Annotated in this window: 17 protein-coding genes and 1 pseudogene; 7 read left to right on the forward strand and 11 right to left on the reverse strand. The window is 47.5% G+C overall.

The features are described 5' to 3' along the window. Nucleotides 1–140 precede the first annotated feature (140 nt). Nucleotides 141–1,310 carry an IS110 family RNA-guided transposase gene (locus tag ACESSZ_RS10580; protein WP_055196078.1) on the forward strand — a complete coding sequence of 390 codons (1,170 nt, stop codon included), beginning with the start codon at nt 141–143 and terminating at the stop codon, nt 1,308–1,310. Nucleotides 1,311–1,411: 101 nt separating this feature from the next. On the opposite strand, the gene ACESSZ_RS10585 is transcribed toward ACESSZ_RS10580, so the two are convergent. Further along, entirely contained in the window at nt 1,412–1,615 is a 204-nt protein-coding gene (locus tag ACESSZ_RS10585) for a helix-turn-helix domain-containing protein (RefSeq protein WP_499842795.1), read from the reverse strand. A 161-nt stretch (nt 1,616–1,776) separates the two neighbouring features. On the opposite strand from ACESSZ_RS10585, the gene ACESSZ_RS10590 reads away from it, so the two are divergent. From ACESSZ_RS10590 to ACESSZ_RS10615, 6 genes and pseudogenes are all read left to right on the forward strand, one after another. Then, nucleotides 1,777–2,130, forward strand: a complete 354-nt coding sequence (locus ACESSZ_RS10590) for a helix-turn-helix domain-containing protein (RefSeq protein ID WP_016728880.1) — start codon at nt 1,777–1,779, stop codon at nt 2,128–2,130. 248 nt (nt 2,131–2,378) lie between these two features. After that, a complete protein-coding gene (locus ACESSZ_RS10595; protein WP_009905253.1) occupies nt 2,379–2,708 on the forward strand; it encodes a plasmid mobilization protein in 330 nt (109 codons plus the stop codon). Beyond that, a complete protein-coding gene (locus ACESSZ_RS10600; protein ID WP_069432108.1) occupies nt 2,669–4,018 on the forward strand; it encodes a relaxase/mobilization nuclease domain-containing protein in 1,350 nt (449 codons plus the stop codon). Before ACESSZ_RS10595 ends, ACESSZ_RS10600 begins: the two co-directional genes overlap by 40 nt. Nucleotides 4,019–4,110: 92 nt before the next feature. Then, nucleotides 4,111–4,341: a helix-turn-helix domain-containing protein gene (locus ACESSZ_RS10605; RefSeq protein WP_011861102.1), complete on the forward strand. Its 231-nt coding sequence runs from the start codon at nt 4,111–4,113 to the stop codon at nt 4,339–4,341. A gap of 4 nt (nt 4,342–4,345) precedes the next feature. After that, nucleotides 4,346–4,732: pseudogene (locus tag ACESSZ_RS10610) on the forward strand (DUF6050 family protein). Further along, nucleotides 4,725–5,144, forward strand: coding sequence for a nuclear transport factor 2 family protein (locus tag ACESSZ_RS10615; protein ID WP_011861104.1), 420 nt, complete (start codon nt 4,725–4,727; stop codon nt 5,142–5,144). Before ACESSZ_RS10610 ends, ACESSZ_RS10615 begins: the two are co-directional and overlap by 8 nt. Before the next feature lie 177 nt (nt 5,145–5,321). Here the strand turns inward: ACESSZ_RS10615 and ACESSZ_RS10620 are convergent, their stop codons facing one another. The 10 genes from ACESSZ_RS10620 to ACESSZ_RS10665 form a co-directional block, all read right to left on the reverse strand. Beyond that, nucleotides 5,322–5,687, reverse strand: a complete 366-nt coding sequence (locus ACESSZ_RS10620; RefSeq protein WP_069432107.1) for a cysteine-rich VLP domain-containing protein — start codon at nt 5,685–5,687, stop codon at nt 5,322–5,324. Further along, nucleotides 5,684–5,890, reverse strand: a complete 207-nt coding sequence (locus ACESSZ_RS10625) for a transposon-transfer assisting family protein (RefSeq protein ID WP_069432106.1) — start codon at nt 5,888–5,890, stop codon at nt 5,684–5,686. The genes ACESSZ_RS10620 and ACESSZ_RS10625 overlap by 4 nt, the downstream gene beginning before the upstream one ends. A 2-nt stretch (nt 5,891–5,892) precedes the next feature. Then, the gene (locus tag ACESSZ_RS10630; protein WP_069432105.1) at nt 5,893–9,906 is read right to left on the reverse strand and encodes an antirestriction protein ArdA; all 4,014 of its coding nucleotides are present in this window, start codon (nt 9,904–9,906) and stop codon (nt 5,893–5,895) included. Nucleotides 9,907–10,036: 130 nt separating this feature from the next. Further along, the gene (locus tag ACESSZ_RS10635) at nt 10,037–12,127 is read right to left on the reverse strand and encodes a DNA topoisomerase 3 (protein ID WP_069432104.1); all 2,091 of its coding nucleotides are present in this window, start codon (nt 12,125–12,127) and stop codon (nt 10,037–10,039) included. Between the two features lie 117 nt (nt 12,128–12,244). After that, a complete protein-coding gene (locus ACESSZ_RS10640; protein WP_022621592.1) occupies nt 12,245–12,949 on the reverse strand; it encodes a VanZ family protein in 705 nt (234 codons plus the stop codon). Nucleotides 12,950–12,966: 17 nt separating this feature from the next. Further along, a complete protein-coding gene (locus ACESSZ_RS10645; RefSeq protein WP_005933783.1) occupies nt 12,967–13,149 on the reverse strand; it encodes a hypothetical protein in 183 nt (60 codons plus the stop codon). Next, entirely contained in the window at nt 13,146–13,874 is a 729-nt protein-coding gene (locus tag ACESSZ_RS10650; RefSeq protein WP_035394374.1) for a DUF4366 domain-containing protein, read from the reverse strand. Before ACESSZ_RS10650 ends, ACESSZ_RS10645 begins: the two co-directional genes overlap by 4 nt. Continuing rightward, nucleotides 13,864–14,133, reverse strand: a complete 270-nt coding sequence (locus ACESSZ_RS10655; protein WP_069432103.1) for a DUF4315 family protein — start codon at nt 14,131–14,133, stop codon at nt 13,864–13,866. The genes ACESSZ_RS10650 and ACESSZ_RS10655 overlap by 11 nt, the downstream gene beginning before the upstream one ends. Before the next feature lie 31 nt (nt 14,134–14,164). After that, the gene (locus ACESSZ_RS10660) at nt 14,165–16,069 is read right to left on the reverse strand and encodes a CHAP domain-containing protein (protein WP_069432102.1); all 1,905 of its coding nucleotides are present in this window, start codon (nt 16,067–16,069) and stop codon (nt 14,165–14,167) included. Nucleotides 16,070–16,095: 26 nt separating this feature from the next. Then, nucleotides 16,096–16,842, reverse strand: a 747-nt coding sequence (locus tag ACESSZ_RS10665; RefSeq protein WP_499842798.1) for a DNA-methyltransferase, incomplete at its 5' end; no start/stop codon positions are given.

A 16,842-nucleotide genomic window follows, 5' to 3' on the forward strand; every position in this document is an offset into this window, starting at 1 on the left:
ACTACCTTTATCTGAATTGTTTATTAGCTGGATGTTGCCGGAGTGTTTTTCACTCAGAGTACTTATTTCTATCAAGTCTACGATGATAATCGTTGGTGGACATCATGGTATCAGACTTTAGGAAAGGGAGGTACAACCTCATGAAAATTTACGTAGGCATTGATATTGCCAAACTTAATCATTTCGCCGCTGCGATTTCTTCCGACGGTGAAATAATCATTGAGCCGTTCAAATTCACAAATGACGCTGATGGCTTCCAACTGCTGGTCTCTAAACTCGAATCATTCGATAAGAACAGCCTCATCATCGGTCTTGAGTCAACGGCACACTACGGTGACAACCTTGTTCGATTCCTTGTTACTGAGCTTTACCAAGTGTGTGTGTTGAACCCCATCAAAACCTGTCAAATGCGAAAAAATAACGTTCGCAAAACTAAGACAGATAAGGTCGACACTTACGTGATTGCTAAAACTCTTATGATGCAGGACAACCTCAGATTCGTCAGCTTCTTCGATCTCGATATGATGGATCTTAAGGCATTGGGACGTTTCCGTCAGAAAACCATAAAGCAACGTACCCGATTGAAAATTCAACTGACAACCTATGTTGATCAGGTCTTTCCGGAGATTCAATACTTTTTCAAATCCGGTCTGCATCAACACGCTGTCTATGCTTTATTAAAAGAAGCACCTTCTCCAAAAGAGATTGCTTCCATGCATATGACTCATCTGGCAAATCTGCTCAAAGTGAACTCACACGGACACTTTACCAAAGAACAGGCCAAAGAATTAAGAGTTCTCGCACAGAAGTCTGTCGGTGCTAACGACAGCGCTATATCTATTCAGATAACTCAAACCATTCAACAAATCGAGTTACTGGATAGCCAATTAGAAAAGATTGAAGCTGAGATGACGGATATCATGAAATTCAACGATTCTGTCATCATGACCATTCCTGGTATCGGTTATATCAATGGTGGAATGATTCTTGGTGAAATAGGTGATATTCACCGTTTCTCCAATCCAAACAAGCTGCTTGCTTTTGCTGGTCTGGATCCTTCTGTTTATCAGTCTGGTAACTTTCAGGCTAAGACAACAAGGATGTCCAAACGTGGCTCTCGTGTATTACGATATGCCCTTGTAAATGCAGCTTGGAACGTTGTCAGAAACAACGCAACCTTCAAGGCTTATTATGATGCCAAGAGGGCTGAAGGCCGGTCTCATTACAATGCACTTGGGCATTGCTCCGGCAAACTTGTCAGAGTCATCTGGAAGATGCTCACCGACAATGTCGAATTTAACCTCAAATAAGAGGTCTGTATACCAATATCGATAGATTTTGAAAAAGCACCCTAAGGGAGCTCTATTAAAGTTACCCTTTTTTACCACCGATATGAAAAAGAAATTTTTTACTAATCTATGGTTGACTTTTCATAGCTGGTCTCCTTTCCTTGTTTGGTTCTACCGTCAATCGGTTTTTCCGCGTCTTTTGGTATCAACCACATATACCCAAGTTTTGAAACACCCTGTATGCGTTTCTCCCTGCAAAGTATCTGTACCCGCCTTTCAGAAATTCCCCACTTCTTTGCTGCTTCGGGGCAAGACATATATTCCATAACAACACCCGTCCTTTCTGAAAATCTTATCATAATAATTATAGTCGGACACACGAACAATAGCAAGTATATAAATATGAATTATTATGGCTATTTAGTGGAACTGTATAGACATATCCAAAGAGAAAGGGGAACAGTAAAATGTAACTGGGTGAATAAATATGGCAAAAAGACCGGTAGAAAAATATGACTTCAAGGCATTTGGAGAAGCTATAAAAGCTGCGCGGACGGGGCGCAAAGAAAGCCGCAAACAGGTAAGTGATGAAATGTATATTTCTCCTCGCTATCTTGCAAATATCGAAAACAAAGGACAGCACCCCAGTCTGCAAATCTTTTTTGAGCTTATGCTTCGTTACAATATATCCGTAGACCAGTTTCTTTTAGATACGCCCACCCAAAAAGATACAAAGCGGCGGCAGCTCGACGCTCTCCTTGATGATATGAGCGATAATGGCATACGGATTGTAACGGCAACTGCAAAAGAAATTTCAGAAGTCGAAAAAGAGGACAAATAAATGTGTCCGGCAAATTGAATATGATTTAGGAAGCGTTGTAATCTTTACAGATTGCAGCGTTTTTCTTTTGCTCTTTTTTGGCATATAGAGCATTGCGTTGTAGTAACCAGTGAGGAAAAAACTTTCGTAGCAAGCATAGGAAAAGAGTACCCTTTTCCGTATTTTCTCCCTCCCGTCCTGCGGTGCGTCGGTTGAAAATTGCTTGTTGGGAAGTGTCCCAAACCCTCGGAACGGAAAGGAGTGATTGCATGAATGGACGCAAAAGAAAAGTACAAATCAAATTCTATGTAACAGAGGAAGAACGGGCATTGATTGAGCAGAAAATGAAGCTCGTCCCCACCCGGAACATGGCGGCGTATCTTCGCAAGATTGCCATTGACGGGTATATCATTCAGACAGACCATAGCGACATAAAAGCCATGACAGCGGAGATACAGAAAATCGGGGTCAATATCAATCAGATTGCAAAGCGTGTCAACGCGACAGGCAGCGTCTACCAAGAGGACATAGAGGAAATAAAGGGGGTGCTTGCGGAGATATGGCGGTTACAAAGATTAAGCCTATTAAAAGCACGTTGAGCAAAGCCCTTGACTATATCCAAAACCCGGATAAAACAGACGGGAAAACGCTTGTGTCCTCCTTTGGGTGCAGCTATGAAACGGCAGATATTGAGTTTGGATTTACGCTTGCACAAGCCATAGAGAAAGGGAACAATCTCGCCCACCATTTGATACAGTCCTTTGAGCCGGGGGAAGTGGATTATGAGAAAGCCCACGAAATCGGGAAACAGCTTGCCGACGCGGTAACAAAGGGACAGCATGAATACGTCTTAACTACCCACATAGACAAAGGGCATATCCATAACCATATCATTTTTTGTGCGGTCAATTTTGTTGACTACCACAAATACAATTCCAATAAACGCAGCTACTATGGCATACGGAACATGAGCGATAAGCTGTGCCGGGAAAACGGGCTGTCCGTTGTCGTTCCGGGTAAGGGCAGCAAGGGAAAAAGCTATGCAGAATATCAAGCGGAAAAGGTCGGTGCAAGTTGGAAAGGCAAGCTGAAAATTACCGTTGATACGCTTATCCCCCAAGTGGCAAGTTTTGAAGAATTGTTGCAGCGGTTACAGGCAGCGGGCTATGAGATAAAGCCGGGAAAATATATCTCCTGCCGCGCTCCGGGACAGGAACGGTTTACCCGCTTAAAAACCCTCGGTGCAGATTATACAGAGGAAGCAATCAAAGAACGGATAGAGGGCAAGCGCACAAAGGCGGCGAAAGCTCCCAAAGAGCAGCGCGGCGTATCGCTGCTTATTGACATTGAAAACAGTATCAAGGCAGCGCAGAGCCGGGGCTATGAACAGTGGGCGAAAATCCATAATCTGAAACTGGCTGCAAAGACTATGAATTTCTTGACAGAACATAAGATTGAGCAGTACGCAGATTTAGTCAGCCGGATTGAGGAAGTAAATGCGGAAAATGAAAAGACAGCAGACGCATTAAAGAGCGTGGAGAAACGTCTTGCAAACATGGCGGTGCTGATGAAGCACGTTACCACCTACCAAAAGACAAAACCTGTCTATGAAGCATACCGCAGGGCAAAGGATAAGGACGCATACCGGGCAAAGCAGGAAAGCAGTCTGATACTCCATGAAGCAGCGGCAAAGGCACTAAAAACGGCGGGCGTTTCCAAGCTCCCGAATGTCGCCGCGCTACAAGTAGACTATGAAAAGCTCCGGGAACAGAAAGAAGCCCTTTACGCGGACTATGGCAAACTGAAAAAACAGGTCAAAGAGTACGACGTTATCAAACAGAACATAGACAGCATTTTACGGCAGCCAAGAGAGCCGGAACGGGAAAAAGGGAAAGAACGCGGGGAGTAGTTTTGTTCATACTTGTGTGATATAATAGTTCCTATCAAAGACAGTAGCCACATACTAAAGTGATACATTTTCAGCAAAGGAAGTGTCAGAAAATGGAACAGGAAATGCCGGACTATGAAACGATATGCGCTGCCGTTGTGGGCGAAAAATGGGCGTTGGAAAAGGTGCTTGATTGTTACGGCGACGAAATCAACCGCCTTGCAATGGTAAAAAAGTGTCAGCCGGACGGGACTATCAAAGAGGAAATCGACGAAGATTTACGGCAAACACTCATAATGAAACTGTTAGAAGCTATCCCACAATTTCCAATGGAAAAGGAGTGATACCATGACACGCGGAGAAATTTGGAAAGACTTTTTCAAGAGAAACGTTTTGCCCGCCGTTATTGCATTGTTTTTATTCTTCATGTTCAAGAACATCTTTACAGAGGACGGGTAGACCAATTACTTTTATGTATGGCTGTGCTGCGGTATCCCCTTTGGCATTCGCCGTATGTTCGTATGGCTTGTACCGCATGGATATGACATAGCTGGAACGGTGGGTATCGTTGCCATTAACTTCATTTTGGACGGCATTATCGGCGGGGGCATTTTAATATGGCGGCTTGTCGTTGCTACGTGGTATATCCCCCTTACGATATACCGTTTACTTACCGCAGATAAGAGTGCAACCCCTCAAATCAATATAGAGAAAGGATTTAAAAGTTATGAATGAAAGAGAAAGAATTATTCATTTATGGTTTGATATGTGGCTAAAACAACAAGATTTAGGGATTGATAGTATTTTTACAGAAGATGTGATTTACACTGAAAGTTGGAGTCCTAAGTATGAAAGTCGAAAAACAGTAAAACATTGGTTTGATGAATGGAATACTCGTGGAAAAGTCTTAGTGTGGGATATTAAACAATTTTTTCATAAGGAAAATCAAACTATTGTAGAATGGTATTTCAAAAACAAAATGAATAATGGTAATATTGAAGAATTTGACGGAATTTCTTTAATAGTATGGACGGAAAATAACAAAATAATGGAGTTGAAAGAATTTGGTTGTAATCTCAATACCTATAATCCATACGCCCAAAATGATATGCCACAATTCAGAGATGAAAAAACAAAGTGGTTTTGAAGTTTTAAAAGCCGGGACGCAGACAGTCGGTAAAGACTATCCGCGCCCCGGCTTTCTTATGGGTACAGCGATAAAATGTTACGCAGTAGAACGCCATTTTTGAGGGAAAAGGTATAAAACCCTTGCCGCGTCATTTTCACACCCGGAAAGCCCTGTAAATCAAGGCTTTTTTTGCCCCTACTGCGTAACAAGGGCGCGTCGTTTCCTCATGCGCTCCGCTGCCTGTCTGCGGGTAATACGCTTCCGGCAGTCCGGGCAGTATTTGACGCTGTTAGAGGTGGACGCAAAAGAAGCTCCGCACTCGGTACAACGCTTTTTATCCTCGGTCTTGAAAAGCTCTGCATACAGCAGCTTATCAAAGGGAAGTACGGCGGTCTGAAACCATTTGCATAGAAGAGAATAGGAAATAAGCTGCGGGCAGACACATTCCTCCCCGTCGTCCAGTAAAATACAGTGTCCGTTATCGCAGTTGCAGCACTCCTTTTTTACAAGGCTGTTGACTTTCCGGCTTTGGGGCGGCGTAAGCCGCTTTAGCCCGGTCATACCTCATCAGCGGCGAAAATGGCAAGCTCCGTATACTCATTTTCTGTCAGAGGTGCAATTTTCGCAAGGGTGCGCTTCGCCAGTTCCCGCATATCCTCGTCCATAAACGGCAGCGCAGCGTTGATGTTCTCCATAAGCCCGCGCTTACCGCCCTCATTGTAAATGCTCAACAGGTTTGTTTCTTCAACGGTCAGTCTAATCATGCTCATACCTCCAATTCGTGATTTTTTGATTTTGCCGCTTTTTTCTGTGCGGTTTTTTCTTTGTCTGCTCTAAGCTGCGCCCGGATAGAGGGCTTCTTTTCCGTTTTTGCTGCCTTGCCGCGTTCCTTGTCAGCCTTGACAGCTTCCGCAAGGTCAACAAGGGAAATGGTTTCTCCTGCCTTTACCTTTGCTTCCAGTTCTGCGGTAGTCGGGGTGTTGTTTATCTGCCCGTCAATCATGTTGTAGTTTTGCTCTGTGGTCTGCTCGGCAGCTTTCAGATAGTTCTCTGGCTGAACGGGAACAGCAAAAGCCCTAGTGCCGTTCCCCATAATCAGATATTTTCCGTCGTCGGACTGGTGGTGCAATCCATATCCGGCAGCTTCCATTTGCTCGCGGCTCATGGCGGTTACATAGAAAGTCCCTCTCGGTGTTTTGATTGTTTCGCCCGTTTCCAAGTCGGCGGGAATGAGGGCATTTTCCTGCTCCTTGAAAAACTCCGGCACTTCCTTATAACCGAAGCTGTCTACATAGTGGGCGGTGTCCTGCCCGTTCTGATGAAGCACCACCACGTCGGAAACGGAAAGGCTGTGTCCCTTAAAATCTTTCGGGTGGTCGATATTAAAGCGGGTGTAAATATCTTCAAGGGAAGTCCCCGGCGTAAGCTCTGCGGAATAGACAAGTGTATAGTTTTTCGCGTCTACCCGGTGTCCTGTGGCAGTCAGACGGTCGTAAGGTTCAAAGCGCAAATCTCTTGTTTCGTCCCCGCCTTTTATCTGATAAATGGAAAAGGTGTCTTTGTCCTGTGGGGCTTCCTGTTCCGGCTGCTCCTGTGCATCTACCTTTTGCGCCCGGATATGCGCCCGTTGTAACTCGGTAGGCTTTTCCCCCGTAAGGGGTACAATCGCCTTGACATAATCAGCCGCATAATAGGCGTTACTGGTAAGCTGCCGCTGCCATGCCCCTGCTTTGGGCGACCAACGGAAGCCATTACTTTTTAGGGCTTCCCGCGTGGCTTCGTCCGGCTTATCCTCAAAGAAGATTTGCAGTCGGTTCGCTTCGGTGTTTGCTTCCACCTTGCCGCCGTCAAATTTCCAACCCACAAAACCGATTTCTTTTTGCTGTGAAAGAGATTTGATACGGTCTTTCACGCGCCGGATTTCTGCACTGTTGTTGGATAACGCCCAAGTCGCAAATGGCTTGTCCTCCAAATGCCAACTGCTCGCCATGTCTGCTTTCAGTTTTTCCAGTTCCTCCGGCGGTAAATGCGGGCAGCCGTCAAGGGTCTTATGCTTACGGTAATAGGCGTTTACGGCTTTCATGGTTTCCTGTGATTTTTCAAGGCTTTCCAGTTTCTTTTCTAACTTCTGTACTGCCTGCGGGTCGTCTGCGCTGATACCGCCCATGCCGGTACTGCGGATTTTATCAAGAAGCCCTTGTATGTCCTGCCATTCCCGGTAATTGCTGTCGCGGGCTGCGTTCTGCTTTTCTTTCTTCCTTGTGGGGAAGTTAGAGCCGCCCGCAATCAGGATAGAGGGAACACGCGCGTCAATCTCATAGCCTTTATTCATGTTCGCCGCCAGTTTCCGGGCATAGGTGTCAAGCAGGCTGTCGATTTTCTCATGGTACATCGGGTCTACCCGCTGTTTTTGCCTTTCTGCGATTTGTACGGCTTCATCTACATAATGCCTGTATTCAGCCGTCGCGCTGCCTTGCTTATAATCGGAAAAGCTGTTCATATCCTTTGCACGTTTGGCGGCAGCTTCATTGATAGGATAATAAGGGGCGGCGGGTGCAGCCTGTTCCGGCTGTGTTTCTTTTTCCTGTACCGGGGCTGTTTCTTCGGGAAGCTCCGGCGTGGCGGCTTCTGCTTCGGGCTGTTTGGTAGCTTCCTGTGCGGGCTGCGCCTGTTCGGTGGTCTGTTCCTTATCCTGTGCCTTTTGGATTGCTGCAAAATGTCCGTCTATGGTATCAATCAGATTTGCGGCGGTGCTGCGGATTGTTTCAAGAGAGCCTTTCAGTTCTGCAAGTTCTTTTCCGCTGCTCCACCCGGCGATATATCCAAAAGAATAGTCCGACGTATCAAGCCCGTAATGTTGGCAGACAGCATAGGCGACGCTTTCCGCCTGTACCTCGCGGGTACGGCGGTCGGGGCGTTCCGGCATAGCAAGGGCAGTATCATGCAGCGTGGCGTGGGCGATTTCATGGATTGCGGTCTTGATATTCTGCAATTCGTCCATGCCCTCGTTGATGATGATACGCTTTTCCTCATAATTGCAGCGTCCTTTTACGCCGCCGCTTAGTGCTTCAAATCCCATAGCAAAGGGAGAAGTCTTTTCAAGGGCAGCGAAAAAATCCTTGTATTGTTCCACGTTGCCCGTCAGCTCATAGGTAAGGGCAGGAAGCTCCTTTCCCTCGGTCTGTGAAATATCAAAGACAGATACCACACGAAAGGCGGGTATCTTGATTTCCTTTTCCTCGGTAACAGGTTTCCCGTCCTTATCGAAAACAGGCTTTTGGGTGTCCGGGTCGATTTTTTCCACCTGTTTCTTAACGGTAAACGGGGACGGCGCAAGTATCTTGATAGCTTTTTCTCCCGGCTTTACATGGCGGTCAAATTCCTTTTCCCATTGTTTATAGCCTTTCACAAGATTGCCGCCCTGCATGGCGATAAGGATTGTATTGTTAAGGCTGTAATCATGGAATTTTGACATAGTACGCAGATAGTCGGCGTAACGGTCGCTTTCATACAGTCCTAAAATCCCCTGTTCCAGTCGGTCGGTAATCTCTTTCATCTTGTCAGCGGGCTTTTCAGAAGATAGGATAATCGGGAGAACCGGGGGCTGCTCTGTGGCGGTGGTCGGTATAGCTGCGGAAGCGTCAAGGTCTGCCTGTTCCTTTTCCTGTACTGGCGGCTGCGGCGTTACCCGGTATTCCTCCGGCACGTCGCGCCCGTCATACCATTCTGTAAAGGTATTACGGTTATTGTAGATATAGCCCTGCTCGGTAAATCTGCCCCCGTCATTGATAGCAGCGTCCCGCCCGTATTCCTCATACATGAAATATTTTTTTGCTTCTTCGGGCAGCTCCAACTCGTCCAGTTCTTCAATCAGATAATGCCCGTAATCTTCCTCACTCTGTACGGACGGATAAAGCCAGTAACAATCAAGGTTTTGTGCAAGGTTGATAATGTCCTGCAAGTCCCTTGTATGGTCGCCGTATGCCATAGCTGCAACAAATTTTTCCCTGTCGTCGTCAAACTGCATTTTCAAAAGTTCGCTCAAATAGTTCAGCTCGTCAAGGCTTTCAAGCTCGGTCAATTTTCCTGCCAGTCCCGCAATAGAGGACTGGTATTCTGTGATATGCAGCTCCCCGTAGTTTTTGCCGTCTATGCCGATACGGTCAAAGACTTCTTTCAAATGCTCGGCAGTCGTGGGGAATGATACCCATTCGCCCGCAGGTCTGCCCTCGGTGTACTTTCCAAGATTAGAAAGATACCCGCTTAAAATCGGTTGTTCCATGTGTTCGCTCCTTTCTTTCTCAATCATGCGGTGCATAAGCTCGTAGTCCTCCATGCTCATGCTCCCGTCAAATAGATAGGGGTCGGGTTCTTCGCCGTCCCGGTAGGCTTTTTCAGAGAAAGGCAGCCCCGCAGCGTGGGCGGCGGCTCTTGCTTCCTCGATAAGCTCCGGCGGCAGCCTGTCGTCGTGGGCTTCGATAAATTCCCCGATATTGCTATATCCGTTTTCGTAGTGGCGGCGCACCCCGGCGGTCAGCTCGTCAAGGTTCCTATCCTCGCCAAGATAGCCGGAGTAATAGCCGTTTACCACAACGGCGGCAGGGTCAGCCTGTTTGATTTCTTCCATGCGGCTTCTGTCCTCCGGGTAGAGAATATCGCTCATTTCAAGGTGGAAATATTCTGCGTTCCAAGAGCGTCCCGTTTTCCAAAACGCCACCCAAGCGATACCGTCCCTTAATTCTTCTTGATAGTCCTTTACGGTGTCCCGTAAACTTGCCATGTGTAACCTCCTTTCTTCGGTTTCAGAGGGTTTGGGAAACTTCCCAACAAGCAAAAATCCCCGCCGTTCTCGGTAGAGAAAGCAGGGATTTTACGGAAAAGGGTACTCTTTTCCTATGCTTGCTATTCAGTTATTTTTTCTTCGGCAGTTCAATGCGGTAGTTGACATATCTCCCGCCCGTATCAGCCAATACGATAGTTCCGTTGTAGGTTTTGCCTGTCTTTGGGGAATAGAGCTTTTTCACATTTACCTTGCCGGATTTTAAGAGTGCAGCGGCAATCTTCGGGGTAAAGGTTACTTTTCGTTCTTCAAAGAAACGGTCATTTTTCCACATGGTAAAGATACATTCTTTGTTGCTGCAATAGTAGTTTTTCTTTCCCTCATAGACAGGAGAACCGCAGCGGGGGCAGCTTCCCAACGCTTCCCGTTCCGGCTTGAACATCTGCGCTTTATCATCAGAAAGAAACGGATAGGTCTTTACCAGTTCCCGCGCCATATTCTCGATACCCTCCATAAATGCGGCGGGGTCTGCCTTGCCTTTTGCAATCTGCGTCAGATTGTTTTCCCATTCTGCGGTAAGCTGCGGGCTTGTCAAGGTGTCCGGCAGGACGCACACAAGGTTGATACCGTCTTTTGTGGGAAGTAGCTGCTTGCCTTTTCGTTCCACAAAGCCGCCCTTTACCAGTTTTTCAATGACAGCGGCGCGGGTGGCGGGAGTTCCAAGCCCTTTGCGTTCTGCGTCCGGGTCGGTGTCCTCACTTCCGGCGCGTTCCATAGCAGAAAGGAGCGACGCTTCGTTGTGGGGCTTTGGCGGTGTTGTGTCATGCTCCGTTACCGTTGCAGCCGGATTGTCAAAGGTTTGTCCCTCGGTAAACGGCGGCAGGGTCTTTTCTGTGTCGCTGTCTGCGTCGTCCGTTTCGGGCTTGTTCTTTAAGGCTGCCCTGTATCTTCGGTCAATCTCTTTCCACCCGTCGGACAGCACCGTTTTTCCCCTTGCGGTAAAGGACTGTCCGGCACATTCAAAGACTGCCGTAACCGCTTCAAAGGTATGCGGTGCAGCGGTCGCCATAAGTAGACGCGCCCCGGAAAGGGTAAGGATATTCCTTTCGCTTTCCGGCAGCGCGGCAAGGTCGGTCTTTGCAAGCTCCATAGTTGGGATAATGGCATGGTGGTCTGATACCTTTTTACTGTTCAGCACCTTTCCAAGTTCCGGCGTGAAGTCTTTTCCCGCCATAAAGGAAAACTTCCCACAAAGCAGCTTGATAATGCCCGCCGCTGTGTCGCCCATGTCGTCGGTCAGAAATGCGCTGTCTGTTCTCGGATAAGTAAGCAAACGCTTTTCATACAAGGCTTGTGCAAGGTCAAGGGTCTGTTTTGCCGTATATCCGAACAGGCGGTTTGCTTCCCTCTGTAAAGAAGTAAGGTCAAAGAGCTTCGGCGGAGCTGCGGTCTTTTTCTCTTTCACAAGGGAAGTACATACTGCCCGCGACGCTTCGCAAGTCGTTTTTAATGCGTCGGCTTCTGCCTTATTTGAAATTCGTTCACTTGCAGCTTCCGCGCCGGATAATGCAAGGCGTACATGGTAGTATTTTTCTTTCTTGAAAGTGGTAATCGCTGCGTCCCGGTCAACAAGCATTTTTAAGGTCGGGGTCTGTACGCGCCCCACGTTCAAGGTATGATTGTAAAGGACAGAAAAAAGGCGGGTGGCATTGATACCGATTAGCCAGTCTGCTTTTGCCCTGCATAATGCGGAAGCAAAGAGAGGGTCATAATCCCTGCCGTTCTTCAGACAGGAAAAGCCCTCTTTGATTGCGCTGTCCTCCATAGAAGAAATCCAAAGGCGGCGCATAGGTTTCTTGCAGCCTGCCATTTCATAGACAAAACGGAAAATGAGTTCTCCCTCGCGCCCTGCGTCGCAGGCATTGACGACTTCGGAAACGTCTGCCCGGTGCATAAGCTCCTTTAAGGTTTTGAATTGCTTTTCCTTGTCAGCGGAAACGGTGTATTTCCATTCCTGCGGCAAAATCGGTAAGCTGTCATAGCTCCACTTTTTATACTGCTCCCCGTAAGCGGCAGCTTCCGCAAGCCCTACCAAATGTCCCACACACCAAGAAACGATATAGCCGCTTCCTGTGAGAAATCCGTCTTTCTTTTCCTTTGCCCCAAGTACGGCAGCGATTGTCTGCGCCACACTGGGCTTTTCTGCGATAACTAAAATCAAATAAAAATCCTCCTTTCGGGTAAAAGAAAAGAGCAACCGATTTTTCGATTGCTCCTACAAGTGATTGTATAAAATTGTGCGATATGAAATAGTAAAATGATTTGACAAAACTAAAATTTATCCAATATTGAGTAAACTATGGATTACCCAAGGTTGAACTGTAACCATGATTATAAATGTGTAAATTGCAAACAAAGGCACTTCGACCATATCATTGACATTCTCAGATTGAAATTGTTTTCTTAAATTATTAGGCAAGACTTTTGATAGCAAATAATAAACCAAATATCCTAAACAGACTCCAACTGTATTTGTAATAAGGTCATTTATATCTGTTGAACCCCAACCAAACATCTGAACAATTTCAACAGATAAAGAGAACAGAAAACCAGTTAATACAACAGTCTTTATGTGATGATATTTCTTATACAGCAACGGCAGAAAAAATCCAAAAGGAACAAATAAAACAACATTCAGTATGGTATCTATTGGTCCACTTATCATACCGAGAAACGGAATCAGAGAAATCCTCGGACGAAATGATATTGTGCTTGTATAACCAATACCTGTTACGGTCAAAATCCCGAAAAGATAATAATAGAATAAAAATACAGCAGTAATATGGAGAAGGCTTTGCTTTCTTCCTGATTTTTTAAGGTATAAGAAATACAATATAAAAACTGGAACTATAAACACATATCCACTTATTGAGCGAATAAGAATATCAGAAATGGGTAACATATTTTTATCTCCTTTGCTTACTCTAAAAATTTGTTTAACTCTATCATTTCCTATGGTTGGAACAATTATATCATATTCCATTTCGAAAGTACATCTTTTTATCGTTCCGGCTGTCGTTTTGCTTCAATCTTTCTAATGCAATACCCAACACAAGGGGACTGTCCCTTGTAAGGGCAGGAAGCGCAAGCCGGGGGATAAGGAACAGGCGGAGCATTATCACGCCGCCCGTTCGGTTTCTGTATCATCATCTTTTCAAAGGGATTGTCGGTAAACAGGGTCATAGGGTTTCTTCCTCCGTTTCTTCATCTTCGGGAGTTTCCCCGGTATCTGCTTCCGGCTCGTCCTCGTCGTAGTCCTCAAATTCAAAATCTTCAAGGTCGGTATCGCCCTTTACATTCTGCTTCGGCTTTAGAAACTTAAAGTAGTAGAACGCTGCGCCGCCACCAAGCAGGGCAAAGAGGACTAAGGCAAGCACCACACCGGGATTGCCGCCTTTTCCTTTCGGTTCTTCCGGCTGCTCGGTTGGTGTTGGGGTAGGTTCTTTGCCTGTGCAGCCTGTCATACTGGTAACACATACCGGGCAGGACGTGTTTACCTTTCCGGCTTCGCATTTCTCCGTACAGTTACAGATTTCCGGCTTTTTGGCAGCTTCGCCGTTTTCGGTCAGTGCCATAAGGTCGGCTTCGTCCACTTGATTTAGGAAATGTACGGTCTGTTCGCCCTCGGCGGCGCGGTCAATGAGGATATAGAAATAGTTGCCGCCTTTGGTGGTAACAGTGATAAGCTGCTTATTGCCGCCGTAATCGTCAACCAGTGTTGCGTTTCCCTTTGGGGTAAGGGGCGGCGTTTCCTCTTTTTCCTCCACAACTACGTTGCTGTCGTTGGTCGCGTCCCCTGCGGGCGGCTCTGTGGCTGCGCCCTGTGCATAGGCAGGGACAGAAAAACCGCCCATAAGGATAAGGGCGGCACAAAGGGCAGTCATGGTCTTTTTCAGTTTATTCTTCATCTGCATTTTCCTCCTGTTCTTCGTAGTCTGCCGCTTCGGTAGCGTGTGCGGCGTTCATGCCGGGAATACCGCTGCCGGACAGCATAGCGTTCAGTTCCTGCGGGGTCAGACGCATAGCTCGTACAAGCTGCACGATTTCAAGGTTTTCCGCTTCGGTTTTCTGCGCTTCCAGTCCTTTTAACTTGTTCTGATACTCTGTGATTTTCTCGCGGGTCTTTGCGATTTCCTTATTGATACGGTCGATTTTATTGTTTGCCATAGGTCATTTCTCCTTTCTTTTTGGGGCTGCTTTACCAGTTCATCAGCCCATAGCCTTTGATACATTGATAGTTAAGGTCATAGCTCTTTATCTTGCAGGCGTCGCCGGAATTGCCCTCAACGGTATAGACGCGGCTTCCGTCCCTGCCAAGCACAAGCCCCACATGGTCTGCAACACCGTCTAAATCCCAATCGAAAAAGATAGCGTCGCCCGGTGCGATATTCTCATAGCCCCGCGCGCCCCATTGTCCCCTTGACTGGAACCAAGGAACGCCCTGCCATTCGCAGCCTGCAAAGCGGGGTTCGCTTTTTCCGGCTTGATTGTAGCACCATGACACAAAGCAGGCGCACCATTCCACGCGGCTGTTAAAGCCATACCAACTCCAATAGGGATAACCGCCCACGTTTCCGACTTGCTGTTTTGCAAGCTCCATAAACTCCGGGTTTCCGGGACGTGTGCCGTTTACAAACTCCACGCCGCTTAAATCCTCGGAGGGGCTGCCGTCGGGAGAGCCGCCGCCAAAAATCAACGGTTTGTTGCCCTGTGTCTGTAAGTACACTTTGAACATTTCAAACTGCTGTGGGTTCAGCAGTTCTTCCGCAAGGGAAGCAATCGGCTTGTTTGTCAGCTTCACGTTCAAGATACGGTATTCGTATTCTTCCTCGTTGCCCTCCTCGTCGGTGGTGGTGCGTATCTCGATTTCTTCCGTCAGCGTCAAGGTGTACTGTAAGCCGAACAGCCGTTTTAGCTCTGCCTGTGCGCTCTGTGGGGTGTAGCTCTGTAAAAGGGCGGTCAGATAAGACGCAAGTTCGTGTGGGTTATGCCCGATAGTGTCAAGGTCATAGCGGTATTCATCATAGCCGCTGTGGGTGGTTTCGATATTGTCAATCTCACTTTGCAGTTCGTTTTCCATTGCAGCATAGCTCTGTTCCGTTGCCACAAGGTCGCTGTCCTCGGACGTGTAGGAAGTCCCTAACACGCTGTTCATGCTGCCGGAAAACATTGCCCCACAAGAGGAAAGCCCTACTGATACCATGATGAACAGAAGCAGCGCGGCGATAGCGATTATCACGCCCGCCGGGTGTCGCCCTACAAAGGCAGCCGCTTTCTTTGCTGCTGTCTGTGACGCTCCGGCGGTTGCTTTGGCGGTGGCTGCACCGCCTTTCTTTACAGTTTTTGCATACTGGCGTTTGATTTTTTGTTTCTGCATAAACCGGGAAAAGGGATTGCTTGTAAGCTGAGGATTTTCCTGCAAGACTTTGTGATACTGGAAGTTCACATTTGCCTTGAACGCTGCCTTTTCTGCCTTTGCTGCTTCCCGGTAGGGTTTCAGCTTATGGCTGCGGTAGCCCTGTTTGAATTTCCTTGTCCCGTACCTTGCGCCGCGCTCGGCAAGTTCCTCCGATTTGTGCGCGCCCTCCGCGCCGGAATTGTCTTTCTCGACGCTGTGGATTTTGTTGTGAACAAAAATACCCGCTTCCTGCGCGGGGCGGGATAACGGGTTGCTGTGGGCTTTGCCGCCGGGTATCGGCTTTTCCTGTTCCTCAAAGTGCAGGCGGGTCTTTGCCTTTCCTGCGGCTTCGTCAAAGGTGCGCTCCTTAACCAGTTTCTTTTGCTTTGGGATAGCTGCCTTTGCTGCGTCCAGTCGGTCAGCGGCTTTTTCCGATTTTTTGATGTAAGTTTCCAGTTCCGGCGTTGCCCGTTCTTCCTCGGTAAACTGTAAGCGGGAAGTGGAAGTACGCAAAGCAGTAGCTTCCTGCTCTTTTTTGACTTCCTTTTTGTTTGCTTTTCGGGTATGTGCTGCGTCAAGATGTTCTATGACGCGTTCCGCTGCGGCACTGTCCGGCTGTGAAAAGTCGCTGTCTGCTTCCCGGCTGCTGATACGCTCGGCGGTCTGCTGTGTTTCGTTTACCTCGATAAGCCCGTCGCGGGTCATTTTCTGTGTGATTTTATCGCGTGGTTTTAATTGCTTGATAGTCCTGCACCTCCAATCCGCGCCCTCGCAAGGGCGCAATATTCTGCATTTAATTCAATCCCGATATAATGGCGGTCAAGGCTTTTTGCTGCAAATCCTGTGGTTCCGCTTCCGAAAAACGGGTCTATGACAATCCCACCTTTGGGACAGCCCGCCAAGATACAGGTTTCCGCTAATTTCGGGGGAAAAGCTGCAAAATGCGCCCCTTTATATGGGACAGTGTTAATCAGCCACACGTCCCGCTTGTTCCGCGTGGTCGGCATGAGCGCGTCGTCATAGTAGCCACCGTCCCGCGGTCGGTTTAGTCCCTGCACCTTTCCTTGTCCGGGTATTTCCTGTGTGTATTTGCTGTTGGTGCTGCGCGCTCTGCGATACCGTTCTGCGGTAGTAGGTGCTAAGGGTTCTGCAATGGCGGCAGCGTCATAGTAATATTTCTTTTCCTTTGAAAGCAGGAAGATATGTTCATAGCAGCGGGTCGGGCGGTCTTTGCAGCTTTCCGGCATAGGATTTTGTTTTTGCCATATAATATCGCTCCGTAGATACCACCCCTGTTCCCGTAGGGAAAACGCCAAGAGCCAGGGAATACCGATTAAGTCCTTTTGTTTGCAGCCGGTAACGCGGCTGTTCCTTGCAATCCGCTGTCCGGTGCGTCCCTTTGATAGCGATAGGTAACTCTTTGATGTTATCTCCAAGTTTTCCCCCGCTTCACACCGTACATGAAACTTTCGCTTCAT

The sequence above is a fragment of the Eubacterium sp. 3_1_31 genome (assembly GCF_964249515.1).
In the GTDB taxonomy this organism is placed as follows: Bacteria; Bacillota_I; Bacilli_A; order Erysipelotrichales; family Erysipelotrichaceae; genus Longicatena; species Longicatena caecimuris.